This is a genomic window from Sphingomonas hankookensis, assembly GCF_022664465.1.
In the GTDB taxonomy this organism is placed as follows: Bacteria; Pseudomonadota; Alphaproteobacteria; order Sphingomonadales; family Sphingomonadaceae; genus Sphingomonas; species Sphingomonas hankookensis.
The window spans coordinates 392,612-404,267 of sequence record NZ_JAKREV010000002.1 but is presented as its reverse complement, the minus strand read 5'-3'; the positions used below and the strand labels follow the sequence as shown (position 1 = coordinate 404,267).

Here is an 11,656-nt window from a genome sequence, read left to right as displayed (position 1 = left end):
CATGACCCAGACTTTCGACAAATCGCGGCTGCCCAGCCGCCACGTGTCCGTCGGCCCCGAACGCGCGCCGCATCGCTCCTATTATTACGCGATGGGCATCGCCGAAGAGGATATCGCCAAGCCGTTCGTGGCGCTGGCGTCGGCCGGCAATGACAGCGCGCCGTGCAACACGACGCTCGATTTTCAGGCGGATGCCGCTCGCGAAGGCGTGGTGGCGGGCGGCGGCATGCCGCGCCGGTTCAACACCATCACCGTCACCGACGGCATCGCCATGGGCCATCAGGGGATGAAGTCCTCGCTGGTCAGCCGAGAGGTCATCGCTGATTCGGTCGAACTGTCGGTCCGCGGCCATTGCTACGACGCGCTGGTCGGCTTTGCCGGGTGCGACAAGTCGCTGCCGGGCATGATGATGGCGATGCTGCGACTGAACGTGCCGTCGATTTTCGTCTATGGCGGGTCGATCCTGCCCGGCCGGTTCGAGGATCGCGACGTGACCGTCGTCGACGTGTTCGAGGCGGTCGGCCGCTATGCCGCCGGCACTTGTCCGCTCCACGATCTCACCGCGCTGGAAAAGGTCGCCTGTCCGGGCCATGGCGCGTGCGGGGGTCAGTTCACTGCCAATACCATGGCGTGCGTCGGTGAGGCGATCGGCCTGTCGCTGCCCAATTCGAACATGGTGCCCGCGCCCTATTGCAGTCGCGAGGAGATCGCGATCGCCGCCGGCAAGCAGGTGATGGAGCTGGTCCGCCTGAACCTTCGCCCGCGCGATATCGCCACCCGCGCCGCGTTCATCAACGCCGCGCGTGTCGTGGCGGCGACCGGCGGCTCGACCAACGCCGCGCTGCATCTGCCGTCGATGGCGAACGAGGCGGGGATCGACTTCGACCTGTTCGATGTGGCGGAAGCTTTTAAATCAACGCCTTACGTTGCGGACCTCAAGCCCGGCGGCAAGTATGTCGCCAAGGATATGTACGAGGCCGGCGGCGTCTACATGCTGATGAAGACGATGCTTGCCAACGATCTGCTCGACGGCAGTTGCATGACGGTCACCGGCAAGACGCTGGGCGAGAATATCGACGAGGTGACGTGGAATCCTGACCAGAAGGTCATCTACGACGTCAAGACGCCGATCACCCCGACCGGCGGCGTCGTCGGCCTGCGCGGCACGCTTGCCCCCGACGGCGCGATCGTGAAGGTCGCGGGTATGAAGCGCCTGCAGTTCACCGGCACCGCCCGCGTGTTCGATTGCGAGGAAGACGCCTTCGCCGCGGTCGAGAAGCGCGAGATCAAGGACGGCACCGTCCTCGTCATCCGCTACGAAGGGCCCAAGGGCGGTCCGGGCATGCGGGAGATGCTGTCGACCACCGCCGCGCTCTATGGCCTTGGCATGGGCGAGACCGTCGCGCTGATCACCGACGGCCGGTTCTCGGGCGGCACGCGCGGCTTCTGCATCGGCCATGTCGGTCCCGAAGCGGCCGAAGGCGGCCCGATCGCGCTGGTCGAGGATGGCGACATCATCACCATCGACGCCGATGCCGGCACGATCGACCTCGACGTCGCCCCGGGCGTACTGGCGGACCGCCGCGCGAAGTGGCAGCCGCGGGTCAACGACTATCAGGCGGGGGCGCTGTGGCGCTATTCGCAGACGGTCGGCCCGGCGTATCAGGGTGCGGTGACGCATCCCGGCGCCAAGGCGGAGCGGCACGTCTACGCCGATATTTGAGGGCTGGTTGCCACGCCTGAGCGTACCCCGGCTTTTGCCGGGGTACGGCGTTTCCAGTTGGGAGAGCCGCGGTCGCCAACAGCGATACGGCGCGCGACCACCTGTGGTATCGATCGCCTATGACCGGATTCGATAAACGCCTGCTCCTCCTCCCCCTGCTGCTCGCCGGGTGCGATCCGAAGCCCGACCCGACCGTCCTCACCAATGTCGAGGCAGAGCAGCGCGCCGCGGCCGATGATGCCGGCCGGATCGAATGTGCGTCCGACGCGGCGGCACCCTTTGCCGCCGACTGCACCATCGAACGCACCGCCGATGGCGACGAAACCATCCTGACCCTGCGCCAGCCGAATGGCGGTTTCCACCGGCTGCGCATCACCCGCGACGGTCGCGGCGTGGTCGCCGCCGACGGATCGGAAGCGGCAAAAGTCACCGTGATCGGTGACAACCGGATCGAGGTTGCGATCGGCGGCGCGCGCTATCGCCTGCCCGCGACGGTCGGTCCCGTCGCGCGATGATCTTTCCCGGCGGCGCACTGATCCTTCGCGCCGAGCAGATGCGGGCAGCGGAGACCGCCGCTTTCGCGGGTGGAGTGGATCAGGGCGCGCTGATGGAACGCGCAGGGCTGGCAGTGGCGCGAGAGGTGCGCCGCATTGCCTTTGGTCGACCGATACTGGTGTTGGCAGGCCCCGGTAATAATGGCGGCGATGCCTTTGTTGTCGCACGGCTTCTGCACGAATGGCGAATGGACGTCAGGGTGGCTGCGCTGCCTGGCCGGGCTGAGGGGGTTGCCGCCCGAATGCGCGCCGCTTGGCCGGGGCCGGTGGATCAGATGAACGACGCTGAGCCTCGCCCGATCCTTGTCGACGGCCTGTTCGGCATCGGTCTGTCGCGCGCACTCGACTCGGTCATCGCCGATCGTCTCTCCCATCTGTCGCGCGACGCGTTCACCATCGCGATCGACGTACCAAGCGGGGTCGACAGCGACGCGGTCCACGAGTTCGGAGGCGGTGGCCGCGCCGACCTGACGATCGCGCTGGGTGCACTCAAGCCCGCGCATGTCGTCGGCGATACGGTGGCACGCTGCGGCCATGTCCTGCTCGCCGACCTCGACCTGACCCTGCCCCAAACGCCGCGCACGATCGCCCGCCCGTGCATCGACGCTCCCGCCCGTGACGCCCACAAATACACCCGCGGCCTCGTCACGGTTCTGTCCGGCGCCATGACCGGCGCCACCCGCCTCGCCGCGCGTGCCGCGCTGTCGGCCGGTGCGGGCTATGTCGTGCTGGCCGGTGACAGGGGGCAGGGCGGCCCCGACGCGCTCGTCCACCGCCCGCTCGACGATCTGGCCGACGAACGACTGGCGGCGGTGCTGGTCGGTCCCGGCCTCGGCCGTGACGATACCGCGATCGCCAAAGTCGATGCAGCCCTTGCGTGCACAGCGCCGCTCGTCATCGATGGCGACGCGCTCTCGCTGCTCGGCCCGGCCGGCATCGCGCGTATCGCCGCCCGCAGCGCGCCGACCTGGCTCACCCCCCATGGCGGCGAGTTCACCCGTATGTTCGGCAAGGGCGATGGCAACAAGATCGACCGCACGGTGCAAGCTGCGCTACAGGCGCGCGCCACCATCGTTCACAAAGGCCCCGATACCGTGATCGCTTCCCCCGACGGCACCGTCACCGTTGCCCCCCACGCATCGTCATGGCTCTCGACCGCCGGCACCGGCGACGTGCTGGCCGGCATCCTCGCCGCACGTCTGCGTCCCGGCGGCGCCGATGCCGCGGCGCAGGCGGTATGGCTGCACGGCCGTGCCGCGCAGCTGGCCGGCGCGGCATTCGTCGCCGATGCCCTGAGCGATCACCTTGGACAGGCGGTCGCCGAATGTCGTTGAGCGACGAAGACGTGATCGTCCGCGTGGCGGCGCGGGGCGAAGGCGTAACCGGCGATGGCGTCCATGTCCCGCTCGCCGCGCCGGGCGACCGTCTGCTGCCCGACGGATCGATCGATTACGGCCCGCATCATGCCGAACCGCCGTGTCGCCATTTTCCGGAATGTGGCGGGTGTCGGCTCCAACATCTCGACCTGTCGAGCGAAGCCGATTTCGTCGCCGACCGCGTGCGCGGCGCGCTGGCGTCGCAGTCGCTCGACGCCCCCGTCCGCCCGGCGATCCTGTCCGCGCCGCAGACCCGCCGCCGCGCGACGCTCCACGCCGACCGCCGCGGCAAGCAGGTGACGCTGGGTTTCACCGAAAGCGGCAGCCACCGCATCGTCGATCTGCGCGAGTGCCATGTCCTGCTGCCCGAGCTGTTCGCCGCGGTCGCGCCGCTGCGCTGGTTGCTGGCGACCGCGCTCAAGGACCGTACCCGCGCTGATATCCACCTCGCGCGCGTCGATCAGGGCGTCGACGTCCTGCTGATCGGCCAGATGGCCGAAGGCCTTGCCGCCGCCGAAGCGCTAACGACCTTCGCACAGGATCAGCGCCTCGCCCGCCTGTCGATCGACGACGGCATGGGTGCGGAGGCTCGTTGGGAGCCCGAACCGGTGACGGTGACGCTGGGCGGCGTGCCCGTGCCGTTCCCGCCCGGCAGCTTCCTGCAGGCGACCGGCGACGGCGAAGCGGCGCTGATCGCGGCGGTCGACGAAGCCGTCGCCGGGGCGGGGATCGTCGCCGACCTGTTCGCCGGGCTCGGTACCTTCACCCTGTCGCGTGGGACGAGAACGCGGACCTATGCCGGGGAGGCGGGGCGCGAAGCGATCATGGCGCTGAAACTCGCCGCGGCGCGGGTCGGACGCCCGGTCGTCGCGGACCATCGCGACCTGTTCCGCCGCCCGCTGACCGCCGCTGAACTAGACCGGTTCGACGCCGTGATCCTCGACCCGCCGCGCGCAGGCGCTCGTGAACAGGCGGCGGCGCTGGCCGAGGCGAAGGTGCCGGTGATCGCCTATGTTTCTTGCAATCCCAGCAGCTTCGCGCGCGATGCTAAGACATTGGTGCAAGGCGGATACCGCATCGACTGGGTCCGGCCGGTCGGGCAATTCCGCTGGTCGACCCATGTCGAACTAGTGGCGCGGCTGGTGCGATAGGCAGCGTACGTCCTCCCAGTGAAGGCTGGGATCTCCCGGTGATGGAGTAGCGCCGGAGCCGTCGGAGACCCCAGTCTATGCTCGGGTGACGGTTTGGGGCAGGACGGGTGCAGAGTGTTTCTCATCAGGATACTCCGCGCCGGCGAAGAACAATCCGTCGGGTGGCGCATTCAGCCACAGCGCCGCCCGGTCGCGCGCAGCGAGGATATCCGCCAGATCGTCGGGCGTCCGCTTGCCCTGTCCGACCATAGCGAGGCAGCCGACCATCGACCGCACCTGATGGTGCAGGAACGACCGCGCAGCGGCATGGATCGCGATTTGCTCGCCCTGTGCCACCACCTCCAGCCAGTCGAGCGTCCGCAGTGGGCTGTCCGCCTGACAATGCGCCGAGCGAAACGTCGTGAAGTCGTGCCGCCCGACCAGTCGCGCCGCTGCCGCGGCCATCGCAACCGTATCCAGTTCCTGCGGCACCCGCCATGCCAGCCCCAGCGCGTGGGTCAACGGCGCCCGGCGACAGACGATGCGATAGACATAGGCCCGTTGCACGCACGAGAAGCGCGCATGCCAGTCGTCCGCCACCTCGACACAATCGAGGATCGCGACCGGATCGGGCCGCAGCCGGGCGTTCAGCGCCTCCATCAACCGGAACGGGGCTATTCGCTTCGCGACATCGACATGCGCCCGCATCGCCGTGGCATGGACTCCGGCATCGGTCCGGCCGGCGGCGTGGACCGCGGCGGTTTCGCCGGTAACCTCGAACAGTGCGCGTTCGATCGAACCCTGCACGCTCGCCCCTTCGGACTGGCGCTGCCACCCTACGAACGGCCGACCGTCATATTCGACGGTCAAAGCGAAGCGGGTCATGCGACGCGGGTGCCGGCCGGAATCGCGAAGCCGCGCAGCAGTTCGCGCGGCGTCATCGCCCCGCGCCCGGCGCGCTGAACCAAGGTCGGCCGCAACGCGCCTTCGGCACAGGCAATCGTCAGCGCATCGTCGATCGTGACGCCCGGCGTGCCCGCACCGTCCACGACTTCCGCCGCCAGCACCCGCACCCGCTCGCCATTCAGTTCGAAAAACGCCCCCGGCGCCGGATTGAACGCGCGCACCTGCCGCTCGGCCTGCACCGCGCTGCCGTCGAAGCGCAGCCGCGCCTCGGCCTTGTCGATCTTGGCGGCATGGGTCATGCCCTCGCTCGCCTGCGCGACCGGCGGGTAGGCGTCGGGGTCGGCCAGTACCTCCAGCATCAACCGCGCGCCCATCGCGCTCAATTCCCCGGCCAGTTCGCCCGCGGTCTTGCCGGCGACCGGCGTCCGTCCCTCCAGCCGTACCGGCCCGGTATCCATCCCCGCCGCCATCTGCATGATGCCGACGCCGGTCTCTTCATCGCCGGCGAGAATCGCGCGCTGAATCGGCGCCGCCCCGCGCCAGCGCGGCAACAGCGATCCGTGGACGTTCAGGCACCCGAGCCGTGGCGCATCCAGCACCACCTGCGGCAACAGCAACCCGTAAGCGGCGACCACGGCGACGTCGGCGTCCAGCGCGGCGAAGTCCGCCTGCACGACGGGGTGGCGTAGCCGCTCCGGCGTGCGCACTTCGATCCCCAGAGACTCGGCCAGCCGGTGGACGGGGGAGGAGGTCAGCGCCTTGCCCCGCCCGGCCCGGCGCGGGGGTTGGCTGTACGCCGCGACGACGTCATGCCCTGCATCGACCAACGCCTGTAAGATCAGCACCGCAAAGTCGGGCGTGCCCATGAAGATGATCCGCATGGCCCCTCTCGACACCGTAGCGTCCGCCCGTGCAACCCCCTATCTTAGGCGGCGATGGCCTCTCCCGAAATCGACGCGCTGACCCAGGCGCTCTCCCGCCTTCCCGGTCTCGGCCCCCGTTCGGCACGGAGGGCGGTGCTGCATCTGGTCAAGAAGCGCGAGGCGGCGCTCGACCCGCTGCTGATCGCGCTCGACCGCGTAGCGCGGACGCTGGCGACCTGTTCGACCTGTGGCAATGTCGACACCACTGACCCTTGCGCCATCTGCACCGATGCCCGCCGCGACGACCGCGCACTGTGCGTGGTCGAGGAGGTCGCCGATCTGTGGGCGCTCGACCGCGCGCGGCTGTTCCCCGGCCGCTTCCATGTGCTGGGCGGGCGCCTGTCGGCGCTGGAGGGGGTACGCCCCGACGACCTTGCGATCGATTCGCTCGTCGCCCGCGTCGCGGCGGGCGGCATCGACGAGGTCGTGCTGGCGATGAACGCTACGCTGGAGGGGCAGACGACGGCGCATTACATCGCCGAGCGGATCGAGAAATATCCGGTCCGCCTGACCCAGCTCGCCCACGGCCTGCCGGTCGGCGGCGAGCTCGACTATCTCGACGAAGGGACGCTGGCACAGGCGCTGCGGGCACGACGCCCCGTCGCTTGACCGCGGAAAATATGCTACCTACCCAGCCGTTATGGCCATTCTTCCGATCATCGAAATTCCCGACCCCCGCCTCCGCCTCGTCTCCGAACCCGTCGAGGACGTAACCGACGAGGTCAAGACGCTCATCGCCGACATGTTCGAGACGATGTACGACGCCCCCGGCATCGGCCTCGCCGCGATCCAGGTCGCCGTGCCCAAGCGCGTGCTGGTCATCGACCTGCAGGACGAAGAGGATGAAGAGGGCAAGCCGGTCAAGGCGCCGCACGCCTTCGTCAATCCGGTGATCGAGGAAGTGTCGGAAGAGCTGTCGTCCTATCAGGAAGGCTGCCTGTCGATCCCCGAGCAATATGCCGACGTCGTCCGCCCCGAACGCTGCCGCGTGACATGGCTCGACGAGCAGGGCAAAAGCCATGACGAATGGCTCGACGGGCTGATGGCGACCTGTCTCCAGCACGAGATGGATCATTTGAACGGCGTTCTGTTCATCGACCATCTGTCGCGTCTGAAGCGCGACATGGTCATCAAGAAACTGAACAAGGCGCGTAAGGCGGCGTAGAGCTGCTCCTTAGCCGCAACCGTCACCCCAGCGCAGGCTGGGGTTTCCCGGTGAGAGCACGGTACCCCAACCGCGAGAGACCCCAGCCTGCGCTGGGGTGACGCTCCTTGGCGGGGCTGGCGACAAGGGCATCCCGCGCACTCGTCGCCGCAACGCGACGAACCGAACCCCCGCCGCCTTGTCCCCCGAACGACCCGCGGGTAGGTTCCCACTCCGTTCCTTCCGGAGTATCGCATGGACCCGCTCGTCATCGTCATCGTCGCCGCCGTCCTGCTCGCGGGGCTGGCGATCGGCTGGCTGATGGGCAGCCGGCAGGTCCAGTCGCTGCGCGAGGAGCGCGACAGCCGCGAGGACGATTTCAAGCAGGCGATCGCCGATTTGGCCTTGGCCACCGAACGCGCCAAGGAAGTGCCTGTGCTACGCGAGGAACTGGCAGAAATCCGCGGTGACCGCGATGCGCTGCTGCTCGACCATGCCGCGCTCAAGGCCAATGCCGCCGCGTTCGAGGAACGACTGACCGAGTTCAAGGATGCGCGCGAGGCGATGGCCGGGCAGTTCCGCGAAACCGCGCAGATCATGCTCGATGGCGCGCAGAAGGCGTTCCTGCAACGCGCCAACGAACGCTTCGCGCAGGCCGGCGACACCAACGAAATGAAGCTGAAGGCGCTGCTCGCTCCCGTAGAGGCGACGCTGAAGCGCTACGAAGCCAGCATGACCAAGGTCGAGGGCGAGCGGCAGGAAGCGTACGGCACACTGAAGGGCCTGATGGACGCGATGCGCATCGGCCAGGAATCGGTGAAGAGCGAAGCGGCCAAGCTGGTCAACGCGCTGCGTTCCGCCCCCAAGGCACGCGGCCGCTGGGGCGAACAGCAGCTGCGCAACGTGCTCGAAACCTGCGGCCTTGCCGAACATACCGATTTCCAGATGGAGGTGTCGGTCGACCATGGCGAAGGCCGGCTGCGCCCCGACGCGATCGTCAAAGTGCCCGGCGGCAAGAGCCTCGTCATCGACGCCAAGGTATCGCTCAACGCCTATCAGGACGCGCACGGTGCGGTTGACGAGGTCGAGCGCGCCGCGTTCATGACCGCGCACGTCGCGTCGATGAAGAACCACGTGAACGCGCTCGGCGCCAAGAGCTACCAGTCGCAGTTCGAGGATACGCCCGATTACGTCGTCATGTTCGTGCCGGGCGAACATTTCCTCGCCGCCGCGCTCGAACATGCGCCGGACCTGTGGGACTATGCCTTCGACCGCCGCGTGCTGATCGCGACGCCGACCAACCTGATCGCCATCGCCCGCACCGTCGCGGCGGTGTGGCGGCAGGAAAAGCTGGCCGGCGAAGCACGACAGATCGGCCAATTGGGCCGCGAACTCCACGCGCGTCTGGCCAAGATGGGCGATCATGTCGCCAAGCTCGGCAAGAACCTCGAAGGTGCCAACACCGCCTACAACGCCTTCGTCGGTAGCCTCGAATCGCAGGTGATGACCTCGGCCAAGCGGTTCGAGACGCTCAACATCGACACCGGCGGCAAGTCGATCGACCCGCTGCCGGTGGTCGAACAGTCACCGCGCCCGCTGACCAAGCTGGCCGTCGCGATCGCCGCTGCCGAGGAAGCGGTCGAGGATCGGTCCGACGCGGAGGAAGCGGCGGCGGAGTAATTATCCACTCTTATCGTAATTGTACCTGCCGCCCCCAACCCCGGATATACCCCCGCGCAGGCGGGGGGCCAGAGCCAAGCAGAACAACCGGTTGGGCATAAAAATCCTGGTCCCCCGCCTGCGGGGGGGTACGACTGCGGCCAGCTTTACTGACCGTGGGCAAGGGTTGAGACGAGTTTACGGCCTATTTCTTCGGCCGCACCACCGCCCGCCCGCTATCCCCCAGCACCAACCCCATCGCCACCGCCACGATCCGCGCCGCCATCCCCGCACACAGTCGCTGCGGATCATCCCGCGCCGGCACATATTCCGCGAGCACCAGCCCGGCGATCTCGCCCTTCTCGGCCAGCGCGTGCAGCAACACCACGACCTCCTCATACCGCAACCCGCCCGGCGTCGGCATCGCGACCGCCGGGAACGCCGCCGGGTCGATCCCGTCGCAGTCGATCGACACCAGATAGCGACCGCCCGCCGGCACCGCATCGATCGCCGCATCGATCCCGCTGCGGATCAGGTCATAGGCGGTGACGATCCGGCTGCCCCAGTCGCGCGCATCCTCGATCTGCCACGCACCACCGCTGCCCAAGCCCCGGACGCCTACCTGCACCATGCCGGTGACCTGCGGCATCTCCGCCAACCGCCGCATCGGCGATCCGTATCCCAGCGGCTCGCCGCGGATATCGTCGCCCCAATCGACATGCGCGTCGATCTGCACGACGGTCAGCGGCCCGCGCCCCTCGAACCCCGCCGCAAACGGGATCGGCACCGAATCGTCCCCGCCCAGGACGATCGGCACCGCGCCGGCTGCCAGCACCGCGCGCGTCGCCGCCTCGATCCGCGCACGATTGCCCGCTGCATCTTCCGGCCGGGTGTCGATATCGCCGATATCGACGACGCCGCGGGCATCGTCGGGATCGGGAAAGGGCGTGAACCCCAGATCGAAATCGAGCTGCGACAATTGCCGCGCAAACCCCAGCGACGCCGCCCGGATCGCCGCGGGCGCATCGGCCGAATGGCTCGGTTCGCCATCGTTATAGGGCGTCGCCTCGCTCGCCCCGAACAGGACGATACTCGGACGCTCCAGCGCATCCAGTTCGGCGGCGGGCAGGGCGGCGAAAGTGGGTCGGTGCATGCCGCCCCAATGCCCGAGGCCAGCGAAGGTTCAGGGGCGGTGCTGCCCCAGCACGGTGTACGCCATCACCGCCGTCGCCACCGCCGCGTTCAAACTGTCGGCCTTGCCCAGCATCGGAATCTTGACCAGCAGGTCGCAGGCCGCCGCCATATGGTCGGGCATTCCCTGCGCCTCGTTCCCGGTCAGCAGGAAGGTCGGATCGGGATAGCTCGCCGCGCGGTAATCCTGCTCGGTGTCGAGGCTCAACCCCACCAGCGTCCCCGGCCCACCCCGCAGCCAGCCCTCGAACGTCGCCCAATCCGCGCGCGCCACGGCAACGGTGAAGATCGCGCCCATGCTCGCCCGCACCGCTTCGACCGAAAACGGGTCGACGCACTCGTCGATCAGGATCAGCCCGCCCGCCCCAGTCGCGTCGGCTGTGCGCAATATCGTGCCGAGATTGCCCGGATCGCGCAGTCGTTCGGCGACCAGCCACAGCGACGCGTTGCGCCGATCGATCTGCGCCAGTTCGGTCGAAAATTCGTCATAGACCCCGACGACCGACCCCGGATTGTCCTTGCCGGACAGCTTGGACAGGATGTCGACCGTCGTCGCGATGGCGATGCCGCCCGACGCTTCGGTCTCGTCGATCAGCGTCTCGAGCAGCGGATGCGGCGCGTCGCTCGCGAAATAGAGTTCGGCGGGCAGCCAACCGGCCTCGCGCGCTTCGGTCAGGATGCGCAATCCTTCGGCAAGGAAACGGCGCTGATCGCGGCGATGGCGTTTTTCACGCAGGTTGCGCGCGGCCTTCACCATCGGGTTCGAATAGGCGGTAATTTCGCGAGGCATGGGTCGCCCTAGCGCTCCCGGCGCTCCGCGTCGATGGAGTCGAGGATGCGCGTCCCCGCCATGAACACCGCGATCGGGCAGACCGCGAACAACAGCTTGCCGCCGATACCGGGATATTGCGCCATGTAATGAAAGCCGCGTTCGACCGCGCCGACGCCCAGGCCATAGATGACCAGGTACGCCTCGAACTTCGACTTGATCGTGAACAGGTTTTTGAGCCGGGTCAGCATATGCCAAATGACGCAAATTACGTACCATTG

At 68.0% G+C, this 11,656-nt stretch carries 12 protein-coding genes; 7 read left to right on the top strand and 5 right to left on the bottom strand.

Annotated elements, in window-relative coordinates; genetic code table 11:
• The first annotated feature begins 1 nt into the window (after position 1).
• The 4 genes from ilvD (at position 2) to MF610_RS07250 (ending at position 4,804) form a co-directional block, all read left to right on the top strand.
• The gene (ilvD, locus tag MF610_RS07265; protein WP_242194371.1) at positions 2 to 1,723 is read left to right on the top strand and encodes a dihydroxy-acid dehydratase; all 1,722 of its coding nucleotides are present in this window, start codon (positions 2 to 4) and stop codon (positions 1,721 to 1,723) included.
• A gap of 119 nt (positions 1,724 to 1,842) precedes the next feature.
• Positions 1,843 to 2,238 carry a hypothetical protein gene (locus MF610_RS07260; protein ID WP_242194369.1) on the top strand — a complete coding sequence of 132 codons (396 nt, stop codon included), beginning with the start codon at positions 1,843 to 1,845 and terminating at the stop codon, positions 2,236 to 2,238.
• Positions 2,235 to 3,611 carry an NAD(P)H-hydrate dehydratase gene (locus tag MF610_RS07255; RefSeq protein ID WP_242194368.1) on the top strand — a complete coding sequence of 459 codons (1,377 nt, stop codon included), beginning with the start codon at positions 2,235 to 2,237 and terminating at the stop codon, positions 3,609 to 3,611. The genes MF610_RS07260 and MF610_RS07255 overlap by 4 nt, the downstream gene beginning before the upstream one ends.
• On the top strand, positions 3,602 to 4,804 hold the full coding sequence (locus MF610_RS07250) for a class I SAM-dependent RNA methyltransferase (RefSeq protein WP_242194366.1): 1,203 nt from the start codon (positions 3,602 to 3,604) through the stop codon (positions 4,802 to 4,804). The genes MF610_RS07255 and MF610_RS07250 overlap by 10 nt, the downstream gene beginning before the upstream one ends.
• A 75-nt stretch (positions 4,805 to 4,879) precedes the next feature.
• Here the strand turns inward: MF610_RS07250 and truA are convergent, their stop codons facing one another.
• Together truA and fmt are read right to left on the bottom strand one after the other, a co-directional pair.
• On the bottom strand, positions 4,880 to 5,668 hold the full coding sequence (gene truA / locus MF610_RS07245) for a tRNA pseudouridine(38-40) synthase TruA (RefSeq protein WP_242194363.1): 789 nt from the start codon (positions 5,666 to 5,668) through the stop codon (positions 4,880 to 4,882).
• The gene (gene fmt, locus MF610_RS07240) at positions 5,665 to 6,570 is read right to left on the bottom strand and encodes a methionyl-tRNA formyltransferase (RefSeq protein ID WP_242194361.1); all 906 of its coding nucleotides are present in this window, start codon (positions 6,568 to 6,570) and stop codon (positions 5,665 to 5,667) included. Before fmt ends, truA begins: the two co-directional genes overlap by 4 nt.
• A gap of 54 nt (positions 6,571 to 6,624) precedes the next feature.
• Between fmt and recR the strand changes: the two genes are divergently transcribed.
• The 3 genes from recR (at position 6,625) to MF610_RS07225 (ending at position 9,436) form a co-directional block, all read left to right on the top strand.
• Positions 6,625 to 7,221, top strand: a complete 597-nt coding sequence (recR, locus tag MF610_RS07235) for a recombination mediator RecR (RefSeq protein ID WP_242194358.1) — start codon at positions 6,625 to 6,627, stop codon at positions 7,219 to 7,221.
• 31 nt (positions 7,222 to 7,252) lie between these two features.
• Positions 7,253 to 7,777: a peptide deformylase gene (def, locus tag MF610_RS07230; RefSeq protein WP_242194357.1), complete on the top strand. Its 525-nt coding sequence runs from the start codon at positions 7,253 to 7,255 to the stop codon at positions 7,775 to 7,777.
• A gap of 234 nt (positions 7,778 to 8,011) precedes the next feature.
• On the top strand, positions 8,012 to 9,436 hold the full coding sequence (locus MF610_RS07225) for a DNA recombination protein RmuC (protein WP_242194355.1): 1,425 nt from the start codon (positions 8,012 to 8,014) through the stop codon (positions 9,434 to 9,436).
• A 184-nt stretch (positions 9,437 to 9,620) separates the two neighbouring features.
• Here the strand turns inward: MF610_RS07225 and MF610_RS07220 are convergent, their stop codons facing one another.
• The 3 genes from MF610_RS07220 to MF610_RS07210 are packed head-to-tail and all read right to left on the bottom strand — an operon-like array spanning position 9,621 to position 11,626.
• On the bottom strand, positions 9,621 to 10,568 hold the full coding sequence (locus MF610_RS07220) for an arginase family protein (protein ID WP_242194353.1): 948 nt from the start codon (positions 10,566 to 10,568) through the stop codon (positions 9,621 to 9,623).
• 30 nt (positions 10,569 to 10,598) lie between these two features.
• A complete protein-coding gene (locus MF610_RS07215) occupies positions 10,599 to 11,396 on the bottom strand; it encodes a TrmH family RNA methyltransferase (RefSeq protein ID WP_242194351.1) in 798 nt (265 codons plus the stop codon).
• A gap of 8 nt (positions 11,397 to 11,404) precedes the next feature.
• Complete coding sequence (locus MF610_RS07210) at positions 11,405 to 11,626, bottom strand: hypothetical protein (protein ID WP_242194349.1); 222 nt, start codon at positions 11,624 to 11,626, stop codon at positions 11,405 to 11,407.
• Positions 11,627 to 11,656 lie beyond the last annotated feature (30 nt).